Below are 22,872 nucleotides of genomic sequence, written 5' to 3' on the forward strand. Positions count from 1 at the left end.
ACCTGGATCACGAGCAAAATTTTCTATTCAGACTTTTTTAAAAGAGAGTTCCTCATGAATACAAGCGCTCCCTGTAGCCAATGAAAATGGTTTTTCGAGCTCAGCTTTCATATGTTGGTGATGTCGATTTTAGAAAGATTTAATTCATGAATTAATATTGTTCATTAAACCTTGAAATATGAAATCGCTTGTGAGCTGCTTAACGGTCGTATCACCACAATTACTACATAGATCGCATCTGAAGAAGAAAAAACCTTGCTTGACTTAGGCGTGATCTTTGAGATGAAAGATAAGATAATGGTGATTAGTGATGAAATCTTGCAGCACGATGTGACTAATGAATTGGTCTTGCTTCAATCATCGCGACCAATTGTCTTAGATGACCTGAAAAATAAGTCTTTATTTCTATGAACGAATACCAATGAGCTGCAAGTCTGATTGCCATGGTGTTCACCGATTGGAAAAACTAAGAACACTGGCTTCATGCCTATCATTGATCGTTCACGGCAGTAGTATATGTTTGGTTGCAATGACCTAATGGCTATGATACCCGTGGAGCACTTCTCGAATATATTATTCTCTGAGATCTCCAGAGTGCTGGTAGCCAAGTATCGTTCGTTGCAGGTAGTTCTGGGTAAATAGGAACGAAGATTTAAGGAAGAAAAAAATGACTACGCTTAAGGTTGTTGATCCAGATATATTCCGAGAATAAATTGCGTTGCGGGCAGATGAAACACTTAAAGTGTGAAGTGTGCTCAAAGAATACAAGTTCCGTAATAGATCGAAGCTGCCAGTCGTAGAATTGAAGATCGATCATCTGATTTATCGATTTGAGGAAATACCGTACACGGAACAAGCAACTTAGCTATGAAACGAATGACAGGATCCAGAAAAAGTTTCCGGAGCTAAGCCGCTGACAAGAATCGCCTGTTCAATTTAAGCAGCATGAGATTTTGTTGAGCTAAGTGAAGTAGGTAAGGCAAGATGAAAGAGGAAACGGATGATTTTGTTGATATGAATGGCAATCAAAGTTGACTGGTGACCTTCATCGGTGCGGTCCATGAGCACGTGCAACGGGCAATTCGGTGGCCCGGACTGTTTTAGCCACTCACGAACTTCTGGTGCATTGTGCGGTTGTCTGAGAGATTGTGGTGGCGTTGGTTGTTGACTAATTTATTCGAATACGACGCCATCGCCCGATAACGATATCTTAGTGATGGCTGCTTCCTTCCAGTGCTCAAGTCTAGTTATACGCGCTTTTATGCTAATGCTTTTGGTAAGGTTGCAGTTCTTAGGGAATCTCAGATCTACGAGAGTTTTTGCTTAATCTAAGAATTGTGCGATTTACAGAAATTATCGAATCGTTGTTGTGATAGGAAAAATGAAATTTATTTTGTATCTCCATAATGCTTTACTAATTCCCAGTTTCTTCTATAGGTTAGTTTTGATTTTATTTTAAATAATATTTTCTCATGGTTTGAGAATTATTTCCTTGTATTATCTTGGTGTGAGTCTTCTGAGGTGAATTAAATTGGTTAATTTTATTTTTTTATAAATTAATAACGCGAATATTTGCATGTGTTATGAGTGCAGTTCTTTTCGTTAATATTAGTAGTTTAATAATCCTTGTTGGTATGGATGTCGCACGGCCGCATCAAGTGACAGTTATGTGGCGACAAAGTATCCGATCATTCTCGAGCCGGGTTTTGGAGCAACCGATAAGCTATTTGTTCTTATTGATTATTGGTACCGTATTCCTGAGGATTTGCGGAAGCATGGTGCGAATGTTTATCTATCCACTTCGTCTGCTTTGCAGAGACCTGATGGCCGCAATAGTCGTGGTGAACAATTACTCACATATGTTAAGGCAGTTCTCGCTGTTACCGGGGCGGAAAAGGTCAATTTGATTGGCTATAGCCAGGGTGGATTGAGTGCTCGTTACGTAGCGGCTGTTGCACCCGATCTCGTTGCTTCCGTCACGACTATTGGCACACCTCATCATGGTTCGGAATTAGCAGATTACTATGAGGAGCAGTTGCAGCAGAATCCAGCTGGGCGGCTGTTGTCACCGGTGTTGGCTGGCCTTACAAATGTGTTTGCCTTCATGGCAACTGACAATCCGAACCAGGATATGTTGGCTGCGTTGAAGAGTCTAACGACCTCGGAAGTGGCGGTCTTCAACAAGAATTATCCAAGTGCTGGTCTCGGTAAACTTGGTTCATGCCAGGGGGGAGCAGAATTTGAAACCTTAGGTAATCAGCGTCAATACCTATACTCATGGGGGGCAGCGATGAAGGAAAAACGATCAATCTTAGGTACCAAAGTTATCGATACAGGTGTCCTTCCTTTTGTTGATGCTGCAAATTTTATCGATCTGACTACAAAAGCTTTGCATCGCTCAGGGACTGTGATGATCTATCGCAACTCTGGTACCAATGATGGAATGGTTTCTATTTGCAGTTCCATGTTTGGCAAGGTAATAAGCAGTTATTTTAATTGGAACCATCTTGATCAAATTAACCAAATTCTTGGTATACGGGGTGTGTACACGGAGAATCCTTTGGCAGTAATACGTACGCATGTCAATTGTCTGAAAATGCATTGTCTTTGAGTGATAAAGAAGCATTCGGCTGTGAATCTTATTGTGCTTTACCTGGTATTAGGATGCGTAGCTGTATGTGGTACCTGGTACTGGTTCAATCCACGGCAAGCAACAGATATTCGTGCAGTCGATTTATCGGTCCCGCCGATGTCAGAAAATCTATTAAAAGAAGTAGCGGTTGGAGATGTGAAGACCACAGGTCATCTACCCAAGTTGCATGTTGACTTTACTGTGCCCAGGGCGCTTCCTCAATCACTGGCTGGCTCCACCGCGCCACGGTTGTTGCTGGATGCATCTGGTCATCTTGCAAGATTGAGTGCGGTGCGGGATTTTTTCGATTACTTTCTGACCGCACAGAATGATCTAATCCCTGCGGCACTTGATGAACTTGTCATACGTGAGATTGCTAGGCAACTGCATGGCACGTTTGCGCAGGTTGAGGCGCAGAGCGTTTGGAAGCGCTACCGTGCGTATTTTTCGGAGCTGGCAAAGCTGCCGGACATGTGTATGGTAGTGGGCGACAAGCTGGATTTAGTGGCGATACAGCGTGCACTCGATCAACGCGCATCTCTGGCAGTTCGGACGCTTGGTGACTGGAGCAAGCCATTTTTCGGTGCGGAGCAGCAACGGCAGGATTACGATCTTGAGCGTTTGAATATCTTTGGCGATCACGTGCTGACAGATCAGCAGAAGAAGGAGCGCTTGCTTGCTCTCGAACAGACACTGCCTTCAGAAGTACAGGCTCAGCGTATAAAAATTCAACAACAGCAGGATAATGTCACGAAGATTACGCAATTGCAGAAGGATAAGGTGACCCCTGATGGGATGCGCTTGCAAATCTTGGGCTTGCTTGGTCCGTAGGTTGCCAATCGTGTTGCAAAGATGAAAAGGGAGGATGAGGCATGGCAGGAAAAATATAAGCATTACGCCCTGCAGCGCGTGCAAATCCAGGCACAGGTACTGGAACCGCGAGAACCCCAGGTACAGATCGAAAATCTGCGGCAGCGAATTTCCACCAAGCTAGGTGAAGCGTTGCGTGCTGCATCGCTTGATCAGTAAAGTGTTGACGATATTTTTTTATTCTGCTTTCTTGATTTATCCCCTTGGTGCTAGAGGACATTTTCTAGTGTACAAAGGTGTTTAAGCGTTGCTGTGTGGTGCTTGTCAGAGGTTTTGTGCGCAGGCATGTGCGTTATACACGTCGTGAGAGCCTCAGTGGTACAGATGGAAATAGCTTCTTGGTTGTCTACCGTGGCGAACGGGACAAATGATGTTTGCATATACGTTACTTAGCAAAACGCCCTTGGTCTTGGAATCCGCGCAGTTTATTTCTTCGTTTCTTTTGTGAACGCCTTAGGTTTAAGTGATTGATGAATGGTGTTATTAGCCTTCGATGAAATTAATGATGTGTATGGGTTTTTTGTGCGCAAAGGGCTAAGTAAACCGGTCATTATGTAGCGAAAATAGGATCAGTACCTACTGGATGAGTCAGACCCTAATATGGGTGTCGTGTTTGCGCTGCAATGTCCTTAGATGCTGCTGTAGCGATTTCTTGATTTTTGCCGCATCCTGGATGTGTCTGACGCTGGTGGCTTTGATCCTTTGCCCACACTCGTGTGGTGCTTGAGCAGTGTCAGGTCGGTTTAGCTGATACAAATCGCGTAAGGTCCCATCCTACCAAGGATGGTTTGATCCACTCTGCCAACGCTCATAATGGACTGGTATGCAAGTGATTGAATCGATTGGTGCCCGGGGCGGGAGTCGAACCCGCATAACCTAAAGGTCGAGGGATTTTAAGTCCCTTGCGTCTACCGATTTCGCCACCCGGGCAAGCTAGAAATGATAGGGTGCCTGATTGACGCAGGAATGTGAACTACCCAAAGGCACCTATATGATTCGTGGCCGGTACATTATTTTCAGCAATCCCACCGTTATCGTGCAGGCGGACAGAGATTTGAGAGTAGCATGATTGGTGATAAACAAGTGGATCCAGCGTTGCCGCGCATCGCTGTGGTTGGACTAGGGTATGTGGGGTTGCCGTTGGCGGTTGCGTTCGGCCAACAGCGTCCTACCCTTGGGTTTGACATTGATATAGGCCGGGTACAGCAGTTGCGTGCCGGTCACGACATTACACGTGAAAATGAGCTTGAGGAACTCCAAGCAGCGCGGCATTTGTGCTATAGCAGCGATCCTCGTGAGTTGAGTGATTGTCACATTTTCATCATCGCAGTACCTACCCCCATTGATAGGGCTGAGCAGCCGGATTTGGGGCTGCTTCGTTCGGCCAGTATGTTGGTTGCTTCGGTACTTAAGCCTGGGGATTTAGTGATTTATGAGTCCACCGTCTATCCGGGCACCACGGAGGAGGTCTGTGTACCATTGCTGGAGGCTGAGTCTGGGCTACGTTTCAATGTCGATTTTCATTGTGGTTACAGCCCTGAGCGCATCAACCCTGGTGATCGTAAGCGCAGGTTACATGACATCCGAAAGATTACTTCAGGTTCGACTCCTGAGATTGCTGCTGTCGTGGACGCGTTGTACGCGCAGATCATCGTTGCTGGTACTTGGTGTGCTCCGTCGATCAGAATTGCCGAGGCGGCTAAGGTAATCGAGAACATTCAGCGTGACGTTAATATCGCGTTGGTTAATGAGTTGGCATTGATCTTTGACCGGCTTGGTATCGACACGTTGGACGTGCTTGAAGCGGCAGAAACCAAGTGGAATTTCTTGCCGTTTCGACCAGGCTTGGTTGGTGGTCATTGCATCGGTGTGGATCCTTACTATTTGTTGCATAAATCTGAGAGTGTGGGTTATTACCCGGATTTGATTCACACTGCACGCCGTGTCAACAGTCGTGTTAGTCGGCATGTGGTGGACCGGGTTGTGGCTTTACTTGATGGGCATCATGTGCCAATCGCGTGTGCGCGGGTGCTTGTGCTAGGTGCAACCTTCAAAGAGGATTGCCCCGATTTACGTAACAGCCGCTCTTTGGATTTGGTGCGCATGTTCATGGCTTTGGGTGCGCAGGTCGATGTTTGCGATCCTTGTGCTGATCCACAGCAGGCGTTGGAGCATGAGTCTGTTACGTTGTGTTCAGTACCCCAAATGGGTGCTTACGATGCGATCGTGCTAGCGGTGGCGCATGCGCAATACCGAACGTACGATATAGCCGCTATCGCAGCACTAGGTAAGCCGCATGCGGTGGTTTATGACGTGAAATCAGTGTGGCCGCGTGCAGCGGTGACTGATCGTCTATAAACAATTAGTTTCCGATGTAAGGTTGTGCTCTTACAGTGTGCAGGTATCTCACCGTATGTTTGCGGTCTACATGTGCTCAGGAATTTGTGTTGTAAACGGTTACTGTGAGTCCTGCTTGGTTGTACCAGGTGATTTACTTGCCATTTTTCGGAACGCGGGATAGTGAATCTTAGGTGTGGATATTCTAAAAATTGGTCGGGCAGGCATTATCGAGGGAGAGGTGCAACCAGCCGGCTGTGTCGATGGTCGATCATAAGTGGTTGGGACAAGTTTACGTTCCCAACGTGATTTTTAAACGATGGTGTTTTATGAGACACGGGATCCAGTTCTGGTTGACTGACAGTAATGGTAGTTATAGTCGTGGCTGCCGTTGGTTGTGAATACCAGTGATGGTGTGATGGCACATTCTTGTGGTGTTAGTTGCCGCTGGTGTGTTACCTACTTTCCTGAGTGGGTTCAGAATTTGGACAAGTTGTTTCGGCTCTGCTTTTCTTGCCATGCATTAATTATGTGTCGGATGAATTAAGTATTCTGGATGTAGTAACCCGATGCTTTTTCGTTGTGCTTGCTGATACGTTGCCTTCCATCTAGCTGATGTGATGTTGTTCGGGTGTCAGTGACCTGCGAATGCCTAGTTAGCTGGCATCTTACTGAGCTCTCCAGGTTCATGGAGATTATCCACTGATGAGGGGAACGTAGGAGCGTGATTGCCCGCGACTAGGTTCCGATCAACATTTCCCCTGACGCATGGGCTTTTGTGGTGTGCTGATGCATGAACAGATGCTGTGGGCCATGTATACGCAGAGGGGAATGTTCAATGGGTTGCTTGAGATGGTGTATCCGGTGTTTTCAGGTTTCCATAACCACTGTTTTCGTTATTTGGAGACGGTCTGACAGCGGTCCTGATGTGCCGCTTCAGTGCAGTGATTCTGTGGGAGGATGTTGCAATCCACCTGTGAGTGCAGTGCATGGTGACTGCACACGCAATACATGGCAGTAAGGTACGTATGGAGGTGGGCAGGTTGGTTGCTTGTTGAACGGTCCACATCAGGCTTGCTATCGAGCAAGAGTTCCTTCAGGTGTATTCACCGGTACAGCAGTGAGCATCTCATTGACAATACAGGCGGGTTGTCATCACAGGCGCTAGACGATGACATTGCGGGTGATCACGTGTGCCGAAGACGAAAAATGTTTCTTCTTGTTGCTACATCGCTCGAGGGGGCTACTTCGGGTGGAGCAACCGCTTTTAGTCCTCGATTTTAGGTATCCAGGTTGATTGCTTTGGTGATCATGTGCTGTACCTACGCGTGTCACACATTAATGTAGGTGTTCATCGTGATTGTGTTCGTTCTGTGGCTTGCCTAAGTGTTCGAGCGTGGGGTTTAGATAGCACTTCCACCCGCAGTTTTAACTCTGTTATCCCTGATGATCACTTCTCTAGTTATCGACTGAGGACGGTGGCTAGATCATATTCTCGATGTCTGCGCCGCACCTTAGGTACTGTGGTCAGTCAATCTGCATAATATTGCGATGAGTAAAGTCTGTTAGCCGGTATCGGTACTGTTTTTTGTGCTTCGTTTTCGTTCGACTCTAGTTGATCCTCTGCTCTGCATGTTCTAGAAGGCCAAGTCAAAACAGGTCATAAATTGTTTCTGTGATTAGTATTGAAGTTGGAAGTGCTCCAACTTGATCTCGGCAATGCCGGTAATTCGATCTATCTCTGGTGGGGCAGGAGATATTGGAGGACTATGTGAGCGTTAGCAGTTTCACGCTATTAGTCCTACATTGCTGTGCTGACTATGTCAGCCTCATTTGTTGCCGAATAGGACAATATCTTGATTTTTGCTGCTTCCTGTAGAGTTAAAGATGGCCTTGCACAAGGGAGAAAGCGACGGGAGACAGTTTGCAGCCACTGATGTGGCTCAGGATTAATTAGGGCTGGTGACACAGGACCAGCGTATCAACGCTTTCATGGCTAGATATTCCTTGAGGGTGTTGGTTTTTCAGGTTCTTCAGGCCTCGGTCGTGAACTTAGGGCAGCAGCGCTAGGCTTGCCGATTCGAGGTCGAGCTTGCTGATCACAAATTGCATCATGACCAGTTCCTGCTCGTCCTGTGCGTTGATCCACATCTGTGCATAGCGTTTTCTGCCTAAAGTAACCACAGTAATACGGTGGTTTTCTTGATTAGGCGTGCTTTTTACGCCTAGGTCCAGTTTGTACCAGTAAAATTTTTCGGAACCGATTTGGCTCTTCTCGGCACGACGGTTGCGAGTCATCGGGATATTAGGATCGCGCGTCGTTAGAATGACACCTAGCACCATACGGCCCTCTTCGTTGCTGGCTTTGCAGAATAGAAAGCCAATGCCGACGTTCTGATCCCAGTGCAGTTTGGCTGTAGGAGGCAATTGCGGGCAGAAAAGTGTGCCTTGCTGTGCTTGCGCACTTGCGATGAAAAAAAGTGAAAGAACGACCAATGCGTGTATGCGCTTCATACATGCTTCCCCGAGATAGTGAATGTGGTCCACAGGAATGTGCAGGCCATGGTTGTGTATTCGCCGGACCGGTGATCCCCAATAGCCCGATCGACGCTCCTTGGCGCATCCCCGACGCAGCGACTCCATACAACAGGAGCGGAGCCGATTTCCTTACCATAACGAAGCGACAGCAACTTGACAATTGCTCGGATATTGTCGACATAGCGTCGTAGTTTTCTTTGGATCTTTAACTCTTTTTGAGACCTTGTGATGCTGGAACGTCTTGAGCACGTTGCCAGGGTAGAAGGACGGTGTTTCAATGCGAAATCTATAGTGGCGCTGCAAGATTAGCCTTAGCCTAATTTAGTCTATATTGAACAGTTTGATTCGTTTCTTGGAAGCGACGCCGTCCTTGTTGAGTAGTTCGCTGTTGAGCAATATATGGTGTGCTGTGTGGGCTTGAATGGATGGTTGTTTGTGTGTGCTTCTGGAAAATGATCGAGTGGCTTCCTGAGTAGACTCGGTCGAGCCGCTGATAATGGTACAACTCGATAGTTTTTGCTGCTTGTAAAGAATCAAGGACATAATCAGGCAATATTCGCAGGTAAGGTGTTACGCCTGATAGCATTAGATTAATTAACCAATGCTGACGTTGGATAGAGTGGCAAGCATATCTTAAAAGGTTGACCGCACCGATGTGGCAGATTTGCATTCTCTTCCGTGTGCTTATATAGCTTGGACTGATCATTAGATTGGGCACCCCATCGGAGATGGCTCAACAGTACATAGTAGAGTTTTTTGCTAAATCAATTGATATTTTTGCTAGCCATTGTTTGCTTTTAATCTTGCTGATCCCATAATCAACGGTTAGCTCTCATGCTCTTTCGGGGGAAATATTCGTAAATCTACCAAGCCTCCTCTGAGGATGCTGCGTTGTTTTTGTCTCTTTGCAGGAGTTTATTGTGAAGGAACTTAGTGCAAGTCACATAAATTGGTTTATCTTTGTATGTTTATTTGAGAGGTATAATGATAGGGGTGGATAATATAGATGTGTGTGTTTATTATTTGGCTATGAGAATAGCCACTTTATACTAAATCAGAAGCTTTAATATTGTTCAAAAAGAAGGTCAGTGGCGAAATTTTAATTAAATGATGAGCTAGAGCTTTCTTAACACTCATCTTGCCTTCATTTTTACAGCGTAATTGATACGGCTATCAAGTCAAAACTACTCTATACAACAAGAGATATAGATGCATATGAGTGCGGTGCCAAGAGCTTGTCACGTACATTTCTGGCGTTTGTTCCACGAATTGTTCTAGGACATGGTTTGAATGGTTTTATTCGTGTATCTCACTATGCGAACTTTGAAATTTTGAGATAGTCGATGTGTACGAAGCCTGCTTTCACATCTATTCAGCTTGTGGTACCGGTGACAGGACTCGAACCTGCACGCTAAAAGCGAACGGACCTAAACCGTTTGCGTCTACCAATTCCGCCACACCGGCATACTTTGTAAGAAAAAGAAGTATACCTGAATCATTAAAGTTAAGGCACGTAGCCTCATATCTGAAAACGGTGGTTTTGTAATAAGTTTTTGATATGAGAGTAAATTCTTCTTTGCCCAAGGGGGTGTTTTTGAAGAGGTGAACAAGGGGGGGGGGCTAGCACAGCAGTGTTTGACTAAGTGTCGACAATTGTTACTGAATGTAAAGTTGGATTGGACATTATTGACGTGGAGATTTGAGTCTTGATCTTTCGCGTTACTGCGTGTTTGCTGGGAGTGCTGGAAGTGGACGGCGTTATCGGCGAAACTAGCTCGCTATGGTGAGGGCGGTGTGGCTGCCTTTATCCGTTCAACCACACTTTTACTAAAGCTCGTAATGACCAACAGGTCGTTGAGGCAGGAGTCAGCATGCAAGTTTCGATCGAATCCATCGGCAATTTGGAGCGTCGCTTGACCTTCTCCGTGCCGGAAGACCGTTTGGAATCTCATGTTGATGAGCGCTTGCGTGAAATTGCGCGTACCGCACGTATCAATGGTTTCCGTCCTGGTAAGGTGCCGGCTAAGGTGATTGAGCAACGGTTCGGTGAGAAGGTGCGCGCCGAGGTGCTGGACAGCTTGTTGCGTGAGACTCTCGATTCTGCGATTCGCGCGAATTCATTGCGTCTAGCCGGTGCAACGCACATCAATCGTGCTGACGAAGGAAAGTTTAACTTTGTTGCCACCTTCGAAGTGATGCCGGACTTCGGTGAGATTGATGTGTCCAAACTTAGTGTGGTTCGGCGTGTCGCCAAAGTAACCGACGCTGATATTGATCAAATGATCGAAAACTTGCGTTTGCAGCGGCGCATTTGGCGTGTTACCGAGCGCGGTGCTCAGGTGGGTGATCTGGTAACGCTGGAGACTTGGTCGCAAGCTGGCGATGAGCGTTTGCCGACTGAAGGTATGGAAGCCGGTAGTACCGTTCTCGGTTCTGGTGTGATGTTTGAACAGATTGAGCGTGCGTTGGAAGGCTCATTCAAGGGGGAGGAGAAGGTTTTGGATGTGGCTTTCCCAGATGATTGGCGTGTAACGCAGCTTGCCGGCAAGGCTGTGCAGGTGCATGTCAAAGTGATCGAAGTTTCTGAACCAGTGTTGCTGGAAGTGAATGAAGAATTTATCAAGAGTTTCGGGGTGAAGAGCGGCAAGTTAGAGGATTTTTGCGTTGATATCCGTGCAAATCTAGAACGTGAGTTGAAGGGGGCATTGGTGAATCACCTGCGTCGGGAGGTGGGTGAACAGTTAATTGCTGCTTACACGCATATTGAAATGCCGCCTCGTTTGGTTGAGAGCGAAGCTCGCTTAATGTTAGCTAAGCAGGTTGAGCAGATTCGGCTGAGTGGCCGTGATCCGGTTGATATCCCTGATGATGCCCACCTTGGCTTTATGGATGCTGCTTGCAAGCGTGTGCTGGTTGGATTGTTAGTCGGTGAGATTGCTGGACGCAACCGATTGCGCTTGGATCCCATGCGTGTCACTGAGACGCTCCATTTGATTGCTTCAACCTACGAGGAGCCTGAAGAGGTATTGGAAATGTACCGAAACAATCCCAAATTGATGGAGAGTGTGCAGAGCTTGGTGATGGAGGAGCAAGTGATCGAATGGATAGCCGAGCGCGCCCAGCATACTGAACAGGTGTTGTCGTTCCAGGAAGCGATCCAGCAATAAGCTGTTAGCTTTTGGATTATGTTCTCTAAATCCTGATCTGATAGCAGATATAAGGCATATTTGCTGTTCCCAATAACCAAACGAGTTTCTTGCGTACGTTCTGTGCTGAACGTATGGATATCTAAACTAGAGTCGGAGATCTCTACGTGGATAATGTGACAAAAGCTTTAAATCTGGTGCCGATGGTGGTCGAGCAGACCAGCCGGGGTGAGCGTGCTTACGACATATATTCGCGTTTGCTAAAGGAACGACTAATCTTTTTGGTAGGTCCTATTGACGACTACATGGCCAACTTGGTCGTGGCGCAACTCCTTTTCCTGGAAGCGGAGAATCCGGAGAAGGACATAAGTATCTATATCAACTCTCCGGGTGGTGTGGTTACTGCAGGTATGGCTATTTACGACACGATGCAGTACATCAAACCGGCCGTCAGTACTATTTGTGTTGGTCAAGCTGCTTCTATGGGAGCACTGCTATTGGCTTCAGGTGCGACTGGTAAGCGTTATGCTTTGTTGAACTCGCGTGTGATGATCCATCAACCGTTGGGTGGTTTCCAGGGCCAAGCCACTGACATTGACATCCATGCGCGTGAGATACTGGCGTTACGCGCGCGTCTAAACGAAATATTGGCTAAGCATACGGGTCAGTCACTGGAGACTATTGCTCATGACACGGAGCGTGACAACTTTAAGAGTGCTGTTGATGCCCAAGCTTATGGCTTGGTAGATCAAGTGCTCGGGCAGCGCCCTGAAGAGTTGATCCAATCTTCTTGATTAATTACATGAATTGGAAAATATTCAGTCGGAATGAACTCTGTGCTGGCGTTCTACTCACCTTGTGTTATGCTTCGGAGCTAAATCTCCATAATACCGCGTGAAGTGGGTAACAGAAGCATGAGTGAAGACCGGCCAAGTCGTTCTGGTGACGGAAATAAAATTCTTTACTGCTCATTCTGCGGTAAGAGCCAGCGTGAGGTTCGTAAGCTAATCGCAGGTCCAAGTGTGTTCATTTGCGATGAATGCGTTGAGTTGTGTAACGATATCATCCGCGAGGAACTGGAAGAGAAGTCGCAATCTGCCCGTTCGAGTTTGCCTAAGCCGAAGGAAATCCTTGAGGTTTTGGATCAGTATGTCATTGGCCAGCAACGTGCTAAGCGGACTCTTGCTGTTGCTGTGTACAATCATTACAAGAGGATCGAAAGCCGGCAGAAGAATGACGATATCGAATTGGCTAAATCCAATATTTTGCTGGTTGGGCCAACAGGGTCCGGCAAGACCTTGCTAGCTGAGACTTTGGCGCGTTTGTTGAATGTGCCCTTCACGATTGCCGATGCCACCACGCTGACCGAGGCAGGCTATGTCGGCGAGGATGTGGAGAATATTATTCAGAAATTGTTGCAGAAGTGTGATTACGACGTTGAAAAGGCCCAGCATGGGATCGTCTACATAGATGAAATAGATAAGATTTCGCGTAAGAGCGAGAATCCATCGATTACCCGAGATGTTTCTGGGGAAGGTGTGCAGCAAGCATTACTGAAACTGATAGAAGGTACGGTTGCTTCGGTGCCCCCTCAGGGTGGGCGCAAACATCCGCAGCAGGAATTCCTTCAGGTCGATACCAAAAATATCTTATTCATCTGTGGCGGTGCTTTTGCCGGCTTAGACAAGGTGATCCAGCAGCGTTGCACAGAAGCAGGTGGTATTGGCTTCGGTGTTAAGGTCAAAAGCTCGGAGAGTAAATGGGATGTCGGTAAAGTGCTAGCCGATGTTGAGCCGGAAGACCTGATTAAGTTTGGATTGATTCCTGAATTCGTTGGGCGATTACCAGTGGTAGCTACACTTGAGGAGCTAGATGAGTCAGCTTTGATCAAAATTTTGACTGAGCCAAAGAACGCTATTACCAAGCAGTTCAAAAAGCTGTTTGAAATGGAGAACGTAGAGTTAGAGTTCCGTCAGGACGCGCTCTCTGCAGTGGCTAGGAAAGCCCTCAAGCGTAAGACTGGTGCGCGTGGTCTTCGTACTATTGTTGAGTTGGTGCTCCTGGATACTATGTATGAGCTTCCTTCTCAGGAAGGTATTAGTAAGGTTGTTGTCGATGAATCGGTGATTGAAAATAAATCTGAACCATATCTGATTTATCAAAATATGCCTGCCAAGGTTGCTTCGGGTGAATGAATCCTCGCTTATAGTCTCTCTGCGATTCGCATAACCGACTGAGAGCCAACCGTTTTACAGAAAGCTCTTGCAAGCTTACCCAAATGGCCTCATAACGGGGCCGTTGGCGTTTCTGTTGTCTTAATTTAATGCATTACACTGGAGTGCTCATGACTCAGTCCTCTCAAAAAGCTTTCGATCTGCAGGTGTTGCCGCTGCGTGACGTGGTTGTATTTCCGTACATGGTAATTCCATTGTTCGTAGGTCGTGACAAGTCAATGCGGGCACTTGAGAAGGCGATGGAGGCCGACAAGCGCATCCTGTTGGTTGCACAGAAATCGGCTGATATTGACGATCCGAGTGCGGTCGACTTGCATGGCATCGGTACTCAGGCTCAGGTGTTACAGTTGCTAAAGCTTCCTGATGGCACGATCAAAGTGTTGGTCGAGGGGCTAACCCGTGTGAGTGTGGACCAAGTAGTCGAGCATGACGGTACGTTACGAGGCTGCGGTATTGAGATTGCCTCGACTCAGGCGCGCGAAGAACGTGAGATTGAGGCAATTGTTCGGTCGCTGTTGTCGCTCTTCGAGCAGTACGTTAAGACCAATCGCAAGCTTCCTCCAGAATTGTTACAAACTTTGACTGGTATTGATGACCCAGGTCGCCTGGCCGATACCATTGCTGCGCACGTGAGTGTGCGTTTGGCGGACAAGCAGCGTCTGCTGGAGACTATCGAAATTGGTGACCGACTTGAAATACTTATTGGTCTAGTCGACGGTGAAATCGACGTTCAACAGATGGAAAAACGTATCCGTGGTCGAGTTAAGTCGCAGATGGAGAAGAGCCAGCGTGAGTACTATCTCAATGAGCAGATGAAGGCGATCCAGAAAGAGTTGGGCGATTTAGACGATGTCCCGAGTGAATTGGAGGAGTTAGCTCGCAAGATTGCCGAAACCGGCATGCCCAAGTCAGTGCAGACCAAGGCTAAGAGCGAACTCAACAAACTCAAACAGATGTCCCCAATGTCAGCTGAGGCAGCAGTGGTGCGTAACTACCTTGACTGGTTGTTGGGTGTGCCCTGGAGGAAACGCACTAAGGTGCGAAAAGACCTGCAAATCGCCCAGTGTACACTAGATGCTGACCACTATGGCCTGGATAAGGTCAAAGACCGCATCCTCGAGTATCTCGCAGTCCAGTCACGAGTGAAGCAGATACGAGGTCCGATTTTGTGCTTGGTTGGCCCACCTGGCGTAGGTAAAACTTCGCTCGGTCAGTCGATTGCTAAGGCGACCAATCGCAAGTTCGTGCGCATGTCTTTGGGTGGTGTGCGTGACGAAGCTGAGGTTCGGGGGCATCGACGTACCTATGTTGGCTCGATGCCGGGCCGGGTTGTGCAGAACCTCAACAAAGTTGGCAGTAAAAACCCTTTGTTTGTGCTTGATGAGATCGATAAGATGTCGATGGACTTCCGAGGTGATCCTTCTGCAGCTCTGTTGGAGGTGCTAGATCCTGAGCAGAACAACGCGTTTAATGACCATTACCTTGATGTTGACCTGGATTTGTCCGAGGTGATGTTCGTGGCTACCTCTAATTCCCTGAACATTCCTGGTCCTTTACTCGATCGCATGGAAGTGATTCGTATCCCGGGTTATACAGAGGATGAAAAGTTCAACATCGCTGCCCGCTACTTGGTACCTAAACAGATTAGAGCCAATGGTTTGGCTGCTGAGGAGTTGGCGATCGGTGAGGATGCGATCCGCGACATTGTGCGCTACTACACGAGAGAGTCTGGAGTGCGTAACCTCGAGCGCGAGATCGCTAAAATTTGCCGTAAAGTGGTCAAGGAGATTGCGTTAGTTGGTGCAAAGTCTTTTCCTAAGAAGATTAAGTCTAAGGTATTGCTTACTGTGACTTCGAAAAATCTGGAAAAGTATCTGGGGGTGCGCCGCTTTGATTTTGGCCGCGCTGAGGAAGCCAACGAAATCGGTCTAGTCACTGGTTTGGCTTGGACCGAGGTCGGTGGAGATTTGTTGCAAATCGAATCGACTCTTGTACCGGGTAAGGGTAACCTGATTTTGACTGGCCAGCTTGGTAATGTGATGAAGGAGTCGGCGTCGGCGGCTTTGACAGTGGTGCGTTCGCGTGCTGATCGCTTCTGTATAGACGTGGACTTTCTGCATAATCAAGATGTTCATCTTCATGTGCCTGACGGCGCCACGCCGAAGGATGGTCCAAGTGCAGGTATCGCAATGGTTACGTCCTTGGTGTCCATGCTTACCAAGGTGCCTGTGCGTGCTGATGTAGCGATGACTGGTGAGATTACGCTGCGTGGGCGCGTTTCGGTGATCGGTGGCTTGAAGGAGAAATTGTTGGCTGCGTTGCGTGGTGGTATCCGCACAGTATTGATCCCTGAAGAGAATCGTAGGGATTTGGCTGATATCCCGGCTAATGTGACACGTGGTCTGATGATCGTTCCAGTGAAGTGGATCGATGAAGTTTTGGATTTAGCTCTTGAAAGTCCGCTTTCACCTAAAGTTGCGACTCACTTAGGCAAGGATAAGCCACGTAAGGTGCGTTCGCGTGTGGCTAACGTGCGCGGCAAGTTCAAAGGATCAAACAATGCGCGTGTCAAGCACTGATATGCGTTATTTAAATGTGTGTAAAAAAAGTTGCCCCACCAGTGATTGTTGATGTTCAGCTTGCGTGTCTTGGATGGGCGCTGGTATAAAAGCATGCGACTTGTAGGCGTACTGGTTGTGTGCGCCATGGTAATCAGGGACGTGGTTTAGATTCCTTGCCCTATGAGGCAAAAGACCGATTTTCGATTCCGCGGCTCGATGCCGTAATGGGAGTTTTTAGATGAATAAAACCGAATTGATCGATGGCGTTGCTGCTGCTGCTAATTTGTCCAAGGCCGAGGCGGGTCGTGCCATTGATGCCGTCGTGAACGAAATTACTGAGGCCCTCAAGAAGGGTGATTCTGTTACGTTGGTAGGGTTCGGTACTTTCCAGGTGCGTTTACGCGCGAAGCGCCCCGGACGCAATCCGAAGAGCGGTGAACCTATCATGATCGCTGCCTCTAATAATCCTTCATTCAAGCCTGGTAAAGCCCTAAAAGATGCCGTAAACTTCCCCGCCGACTAGGGGGTGCTTAGCTCAGCGGTAGAGCGTCTCCCTTACAAGGAGAGGGTCGGGGGTTCGAAACCCTCAGCACCCACCAATGCATCAATGATTAAAGGTTTGTAAGTGTGGAGCGGTAGTTCAGCTGGTTAGAATGCTGGCCTGTCACGCCGGAGGTCGCGGGTTCGAGTCCCGTCCGCTCCGCCATCTGTACCTGAGTCCTCTGGAGCGCTCTTTTCAGGATTTCTTTTTTAAAAGCAATAGTTTCTTCCTGTTGTTAAAGAGGAACTTCTAAAGCGCGGAGCGGTAGTTCAAGTGGTTACGATGCTAGTCTGTCGCGCTTTAGGTTCTGTGCTTCAGTACGTTTGCTCAGCTATGTGTCCCGAGCTCAGGCATCGAACAGTGAGTCTTTATAATGTTATCCGTGAGCTCATGTACGTGGTGTAGGTGCGTTCGTGCATAGTGCTCGGAGTATGTGTTGTGAGTCACTAAAGTGCCCGACCTGTTTTGAAGCAAGTTAAACTCTAGAATACGCTCTCAGATCTTACGATTCTCAAATATCTAATGCTGCAAAAACTCCGTGAAAAAACATCTGGGTGGATTGCGACCGCGATCATCGGATTATTGGTGATCCCTTTCCTCTTTGTGATCGACGTTCGCTACATAGGGGGTGGTGGCAAGGACAAAGTAGCCCAGGTAAAGGTTTCGCCGACTTGGTGGAAGTCGGCACCGGCTTTGTGGCCGATATCGTTGTTGTGGCAGCACCAAGAGATTAGCAAGCAAGAGTTCCAGAGCCGCTTTGATCAGGCGCGCATGCAGCAGCGTGCCCAGCAGGGCGAAGGCTTCGATGCACGTGAGTTCGAGACCCTCGATAATAAGCTCAAGTTGTTGGACCAGTTAATCGAAGAGCATGTGATGCGTTTAGTAGCTGAGGACGCTGGTGTGGTGATAAATGACGAGGCAGTGCGCGACATTATTGCTAACGATCAGCGTTTCCAGATTAAAGGCAAGTTCAATCAAGATCGCTATCGTATGGTGTTGGCACAGGGGCCGACGATGCGTACCCCGCAGATGTACGAGAGTTATGTGCGCAGCATGATGCAGCTATCCATGATTCCCAGCGCGATTTTTGATTCTGGGTTCGTACCGAACACAGAATCGGAGCGGATACTCACACTACTTGGCCAGACTCGCAATGTTGATCTAGTGACTTTGCCGGTGTTGAACCCTGATACGGCTGAGGTCAGTGATACCCAGATCAAAGAGTGGTATGACGCGCATCGCAATGATTTCCATCAGCCGGAGACACTTTCGTTCGAGTATGTTGATTTGGATGCTGCTAACTTACCCGCGCCGACGCCTGCGGAGGTTGTCCTTCGCAAACGCTACGCTGCCCTGCAGCGGGCGGGGGTTCAAAATGAGCAACGAAAGGCTGCGCATATTTTAATTACTACAAGTGCTGATCCTGCTTCGCAAAAAGTAGCTAAGGCTAAGGCTGCCAAACTTGCTGAGGAAGCTCGCAAGCCAGGTGCCGATTTTGCTGCGCTGGCCCGCATCAATTCACAGGATCCTGGCTCTAAAGATGCTGGTGGTGATTTGGGTTGGGTGGAGAGGGGAATGATGGTTAAGCCCTTCGAGGACGCACTCTTCGCAATGAAAGTGGGAGAAGTGGTAGGCCCTATCGAAACAGAATTTGGCTATCACGTGATCAAGCTGGAAGACATTAAGGCTGCTAAGAGGTTGCCGTTCGAGGCGGTGCGGGACCAGCTTGCTGCAGAGCAAACCAAAGAGGACATTGAGAAGGCATTTAACGATGTCACCGGCAAACTGATGGATCTATTGGTCAAAAATCCGAATGATCTTTCCTCAGCAGCTGCACAATTGGGGTTGCCATTGCGGAAGCTTGGCCCGGTGTCACGTCGTAATGCTATTGGCATTGCTGCTGATTCGGCGGTCCAGCGTGTGTTATTCAGCGAGGACTTCATCCAGGAGGGTAGGGTTAGCGATCCAATTCAGATTAAGCCAAATCACAGTGTGGTGTTGCGCGTGATTGCGCGCATTCCTGAGCAGCAGCTGCCGTTGGATAAGGTGCGTGAGCGAGTCATTGCTGCGGTACGCGCTGATCGTGTTGACAAGGATGGGGCATCTGCAGCGGATGTCCTGGTAGCACGGCTGCAGAAAGGTGAAAGCTTACAAGGGCTTGCAAAAACAGAGAAGTTGCAGATTACCCCTTTTAACGGCCTGCAACGTACTGCACCGGTTCCGACGCTCACGGCTAACCGTGCAATCTTTTCGGCATTGTCTCCGGTTGCGGGCAAGCCGACGGTTGGTAAGGTGCGTTTGGACGATGGTCGCTATGCTGTGTTTATGATCACTAAGGTGATCCCTGGGGATCTAACTCAATTGCCGGAGGAGCAGAAGGCGATGCTTAGACAACAGCTTGGTCAGATCGAGGGTACGCTAGCGGTGCATGCTTACGTTGATATGATGCGTAAGCGCTTTAAGGTGACCATTGATGAATCACAATTGTAACGCAGTCGATAACAGCGTCTTTTTGTTTGGTTTCTATAGGAGACTTAGGGGCTTCTCGATAGCCGATCGTTTCTCTTCAGCCTCTTCTGATCTGATCACAATTCGGAGTAGGGACGCTCTCTGGCTGGTGATCGCTTTCATCATCGTACATAGCAGGCTTTAAATATTGCTCTGCAGCGCGTCATTCACTACGCATTTGAATAGTTTTGGTAACCGAAGATTTTACATTAGGGATCTAGGCGCTAATTATTTTGTGAATTGAATGGGTGAAAGTGTTTACCTTGCTTGACATGGCTGGGTTACCTTGCTCCGACTTTGTCTACTATTTATTGGACAGCTATGTAGTATCGGAAGTTCATGCTGTTGAGAGATGCTCCTTTTTAACGTTTGCTCTACTCGAAGATTTCCGCCGTGTGTTGCTCACTTGATTGTCGACTTCAGAATCACGGAATTAATCCTGCATGGTACGTCGTCCTGGCTTCAGGTGAATAGCAGCACTGATTATGGCTGGGTTTCTGTTGTGAAACGGAGTCATGATCAGCTTGGGTCTCGCTCTGAGTTGCGGTTCAGTGTCTGGCACCCATTAGGCAATCCCTTTAGACTGTTCCTGTTTCGACTTGGCTGGCACGGTGTTTCCGTCCAGTGTGCTCTGTTTCCCGCTGTTACGCCTACCTTATGCGTGTGGGCGATGCCAGCCTTGTGCTTTCCTTTTCAAGTGCTGTTGCAGTAGCACATACGCAAGGGAATTTGGTTCCTGCTTCTGGTTCTTCTGGATCATTTATGCTCCGCGATTTCCGAATTTCTTTCATCGTTACCGTCCTCTGCCTCGGTTTGGCTGCCTGGTGGGGTCATAGCACTGCTCTCGGTGTCTGGGAGGCACTGTGGTTATGCTTAGTACTGAGTGTGCTGGAAGTCTCGCTGTCGTTTGACAACGCGGTGATTAATGCCGGCATTCTCAAGCACATGAGTGAATTTTGGCGAAAGCTGTTTCTCACGGTTGGCATTTTGATTGCTGTGTTTGGTATGCGTCTGGTGTTTCCGATTGTGATCGTGGCGGTCGCGACCGGTATGGGCTTGATTCCAGTGATGAAGCTGGCGTTGGAACAACCTGAGCAATACAGCCAAGTGCTGACGGATCACTACCCTTCGATTGCTGCGTTTGGTGGCATGTTCTTACTGCTGGTGTTCCTCAACTTTCTGTTCGACAAGGAACGACAACTGCACTGGTTGGGTCCGATCGAACGTATGCTCGGAAAGCTTGGCAATGCTGAGGCAATGGCAGTGATTGTCGCACTCGCTTGTCTGATGGGCACCAAGTTGTTCTTACCCTATGAAGTGTTTCAGGAGGTCTTGTTTGCCGGTCTCGGCGGTATCCTGCTGTACTTGGTAGTGGACAGTGTCGATGTGCTGTTCAAGCTGGACGGCCAGGATGGGGCGATGGGTCCGGGGAAACGCTCGGGTGCCGCTGCTTTCCTGTACCTGGAAGTGCTTGATGCCTCGTTCTCGTTCGATGGGGTGATTGGTGCGTTCGCTATTACCCGTGATGTCGTCATCATTATGCTTGGTCTCGCTATCGGTGCTATGTTCGTGCGTTCGATCACTGTGTACTTTGTGCACAAGGGGACGTTGGATGAATTTGTTTTTCTCGAGCATGGTGCCCATTACGCGATCGGCATGCTTGCGATCATCATGCTGGTCGGTACCGTATATCATGTCCCTGAGGTAGTGACTGGCCTGATAGGCGTGGCTTTAATCGCCGCTTCACTGTGGTCCTCTTTCCAATACCGTAAGCGTTTGACCACTGTTGATAGCTGAGCGGCGTCTATTTCTGTCGCTGCTTAATCCCACGTGTGTCGCATAAGTACCTGCCACCTATAACGGATTGCCCGTCTCGGTTGAGTTGCGATTGTTGGTGGTAGCTGGTTGGGTATGAGGTGGTGCAACACCTGCTTGAGACTGGCTTCCTCGGTAAAGATCGGTCGGTTGGGTCAGTCCTTCTTACAAAGAAATCGGTGGTTTAACCGTTACGGTGATCTTGGCTACCGGATTGGGGCTAGTGACTTGGCTTTGTGGCAGTGTGGGCCACAGTTGCTGCACGCTCCAAGGACTTACGCATCTTTTGTCCATACTTCCTGGCTGTGATTGCCCCGCATGCACGCTTGAATGCTTCGATTTATCTGGCGCTAATCTCTAAACCCAGTCCTATTGCAACCACGATGGTGGAATGGGTATAGACCGCTTGGTTGGATTCTCAGCCGTCGTCTTGCTTGGTGACGCCATAGATGCAGGTTTTAGTCATTTGTTCGATCTACTTTGTTAACGATCTGTACGTCGCGTGGATTTACGATGCGCATAAGTTCATAAGCAAGTAGTAGTAGTAGTACGGAAATTCGAACACCGGTTCAGCATTGACCTGTACATGCAGGCCTATGCCTAGCTCCTGGTTGATGCCGATGCGGCGTACTCTTCGATGTTTGCCCGTGTTCACCTGCTGCGTATCGACATCTTATGATGATCCCTTCTCTACTGCCGAGCCCCCCGATCTGGTGCGATTGTTTTCCTGGACGACGATTTGCGATTGTGAGCAATCCCTGGCGGGGTTGGGAGGTTGGCCATAAAACCGTTGACCGAGTTGGGTGGAACCTTGGCTGAGTTGTCGCCGCATGCGATAGAGCACTTGGATAATGATGCGGTGACGATCGTCAATGTCTCCATTGCATTTGCTTCCTCGGTGAAATTGAATGGGTGTTGCTCAACACGTTTGACTGGCGTGAGAAGCCTGTGTTTTGCGGTGTGGTTTGGTCAGTATGATGTGGCATCACCACTCTATAAACGCTGCGCATGTGCCGATTTAGGCTGCCAAAGTTGATGCAATGAGTGTCTTCAACCATCTGGTCCGCTACTGGTAAGGCTCAGACTGCTTTGATTGAGACGCCGCGGAACTTTCCGGAGGACTTTATGGTTGATACCTCAGTCGTGTAAGTGATGTTATAGAAAACCATGATCAGCGTTAGTTGAACCTACTAGCGACCCAGTGTCTATCCATGCGTGCCGATACAGATTGCGACTATCGCCGATGAGACAGTGTGGTTAGCTGAGCAGTGACTGATCACAGGTCGCATTGCATGGTAACGCTGAAGTTGCTGTTGTGTGATATCGAATGTATGTTCGAGCTCGGGTACACGTGCTTGAAGCTGTCTGGGGTGGCAACCCCGTACGCCAAACTGCGCAATCCATTCTGGATGGGCCTTCGTGCTGCAGCGCCGTAGGCCAGGATCGAGGTCGTGATTGTGCAACCGACTATTATTTGGCTGAAGGTGCGCTTGAACTAATTGCTGGTAATGTTGCCCATTGTTCGTGTTTGGTTGCGGTGCCCATGTGGTGAAGCTGAGTCGCCACTGGACCTGCGTCTGATGAGTCATCAGTTGCACCCATGTCTCGCCCATTCTGAAGGCTTGTCGCGACCTGCCGGTGACCGATGAACGTGCAGTAACGCTTGCCCTGATCTAGGGTTTACGCAACT

General features: G+C 48.4%; 10 protein-coding genes, 4 tRNA genes and 1 pseudogene. 12 read left to right on the forward strand and 3 right to left on the reverse strand.

The window, feature by feature from the left end:
* The first annotated feature begins 1,669 nt into the window (after positions 1 to 1,669).
* Both PLS229_RS02960 and PLS229_RS02965 read left to right on the forward strand, forming a co-directional pair.
* A complete protein-coding gene (locus PLS229_RS02960) occupies positions 1,670 to 2,611 on the forward strand; it encodes an esterase/lipase family protein (RefSeq protein ID WP_230428167.1) in 942 nt (313 codons plus the stop codon).
* A pseudogene (locus tag PLS229_RS02965) lies at positions 2,612 to 3,661 on the forward strand (lipase secretion chaperone). It begins immediately after the preceding gene.
* A gap of 684 nt (positions 3,662 to 4,345) precedes the next feature.
* Here the strand turns inward: PLS229_RS02965 and PLS229_RS02970 are convergent.
* Positions 4,346 to 4,432, reverse strand: a tRNA-Leu gene (locus PLS229_RS02970).
* A 135-nt stretch (positions 4,433 to 4,567) separates the two neighbouring features.
* Between PLS229_RS02970 and PLS229_RS02975 the strand changes: the two genes are divergently transcribed.
* Positions 4,568 to 5,860 carry a nucleotide sugar dehydrogenase gene (locus tag PLS229_RS02975; protein WP_038270969.1) on the forward strand — a complete coding sequence of 431 codons (1,293 nt, stop codon included), beginning with the start codon at positions 4,568 to 4,570 and terminating at the stop codon, positions 5,858 to 5,860.
* A 2,031-nt stretch (positions 5,861 to 7,891) separates the two neighbouring features.
* Here the strand turns inward: PLS229_RS02975 and PLS229_RS02980 are convergent.
* Both PLS229_RS02980 and PLS229_RS02985 read right to left on the reverse strand, forming a co-directional pair.
* The gene (locus tag PLS229_RS02980; RefSeq protein ID WP_038270971.1) at positions 7,892 to 8,353 is read right to left on the reverse strand and encodes a hypothetical protein; all 462 of its coding nucleotides are present in this window, start codon (positions 8,351 to 8,353) and stop codon (positions 7,892 to 7,894) included.
* Between the two features lie 1,404 nt (positions 8,354 to 9,757).
* A tRNA-Leu gene (locus PLS229_RS02985) sits at positions 9,758 to 9,841 on the reverse strand.
* Positions 9,842 to 10,248: 407 nt separating this feature from the next.
* On the opposite strand from PLS229_RS02985, the gene tig reads away from it, so the two are divergent.
* The 9 genes from tig to PLS229_RS03030 all read left to right on the forward strand — a co-directional run bounded on the left by tig (position 10,249) and on the right by PLS229_RS03030 (position 21,164).
* A complete protein-coding gene (gene tig / locus PLS229_RS02990; protein ID WP_038270973.1) occupies positions 10,249 to 11,544 on the forward strand; it encodes a trigger factor in 1,296 nt (431 codons plus the stop codon).
* A gap of 146 nt (positions 11,545 to 11,690) precedes the next feature.
* Positions 11,691 to 12,317 (forward strand): ATP-dependent Clp endopeptidase proteolytic subunit ClpP, encoded by a 627-nt coding sequence (gene clpP / locus PLS229_RS02995; RefSeq protein WP_038270975.1) that lies wholly within the window; start codon positions 11,691 to 11,693, stop codon positions 12,315 to 12,317.
* 120 nt (positions 12,318 to 12,437) lie between these two features.
* Complete coding sequence (gene clpX / locus PLS229_RS03000; RefSeq protein ID WP_038270976.1) at positions 12,438 to 13,718, forward strand: ATP-dependent Clp protease ATP-binding subunit ClpX; 1,281 nt, start codon at positions 12,438 to 12,440, stop codon at positions 13,716 to 13,718.
* Between the two features lie 149 nt (positions 13,719 to 13,867).
* Positions 13,868 to 16,336 (forward strand): endopeptidase La, encoded by a 2,469-nt coding sequence (gene lon, locus PLS229_RS03005; RefSeq protein WP_038270977.1) that lies wholly within the window; start codon positions 13,868 to 13,870, stop codon positions 16,334 to 16,336.
* A gap of 220 nt (positions 16,337 to 16,556) precedes the next feature.
* Positions 16,557 to 16,841 carry an HU family DNA-binding protein gene (locus PLS229_RS03010; RefSeq protein WP_038270979.1) on the forward strand — a complete coding sequence of 95 codons (285 nt, stop codon included), beginning with the start codon at positions 16,557 to 16,559 and terminating at the stop codon, positions 16,839 to 16,841.
* A 1-nt stretch (position 16,842) separates the two neighbouring features.
* Positions 16,843 to 16,917, forward strand: a tRNA-Val gene (locus tag PLS229_RS03015).
* A gap of 30 nt (positions 16,918 to 16,947) precedes the next feature.
* Positions 16,948 to 17,024: transfer RNA gene (locus tag PLS229_RS03020), tRNA-Asp, on the forward strand.
* Positions 17,025 to 17,381: 357 nt separating this feature from the next.
* The gene (locus PLS229_RS03025) at positions 17,382 to 19,349 is read left to right on the forward strand and encodes a peptidyl-prolyl cis-trans isomerase (RefSeq protein ID WP_038270981.1); all 1,968 of its coding nucleotides are present in this window, start codon (positions 17,382 to 17,384) and stop codon (positions 19,347 to 19,349) included.
* 780 nt (positions 19,350 to 20,129) lie between these two features.
* A complete protein-coding gene (locus PLS229_RS03030; RefSeq protein WP_038270983.1) occupies positions 20,130 to 21,164 on the forward strand; it encodes a DUF475 domain-containing protein in 1,035 nt (344 codons plus the stop codon).
* Positions 21,165 to 22,872 lie beyond the last annotated feature (1,708 nt).

The sequence above is a fragment of the Xylella taiwanensis genome, assembly GCF_013177435.1.
Taxonomy (GTDB): domain Bacteria; phylum Pseudomonadota; class Gammaproteobacteria; order Xanthomonadales; family Xanthomonadaceae; genus Xylella; species Xylella taiwanensis.

Bases quoted from the DNA above. Each gene is read 5' to 3' on its own strand.
- PLS229_RS02975 (WP_038270969.1), top strand. From the start codon at position 4,568: ATGATTGGTGATAAACAAGTGGATCCAGCGTTGCCGCGCATCGCTGTG.
- PLS229_RS02980 (WP_038270971.1), bottom strand. From the start codon at position 8,353: ATGAAGCGCATACACGCATTGGTCGTTCTTTCACTTTTTTTCATCGCA.
- tig (WP_038270973.1), top strand. From the start codon at position 10,249: ATGCAAGTTTCGATCGAATCCATCGGCAATTTGGAGCGTCGCTTGACC.
- clpX (WP_038270976.1), top strand. From the start codon at position 12,438: ATGAGTGAAGACCGGCCAAGTCGTTCTGGTGACGGAAATAAAATTCTT.
- lon (WP_038270977.1), top strand. From the start codon at position 13,868: ATGACTCAGTCCTCTCAAAAAGCTTTCGATCTGCAGGTGTTGCCGCTG.
- PLS229_RS03010 (WP_038270979.1), top strand. From the start codon at position 16,557: ATGAATAAAACCGAATTGATCGATGGCGTTGCTGCTGCTGCTAATTTG.
- PLS229_RS03025 (WP_038270981.1), top strand. From the start codon at position 17,382: ATGCTGCAAAAACTCCGTGAAAAAACATCTGGGTGGATTGCGACCGCG.
- PLS229_RS03030 (WP_038270983.1), top strand. From the start codon at position 20,130: ATGCTCCGCGATTTCCGAATTTCTTTCATCGTTACCGTCCTCTGCCTC.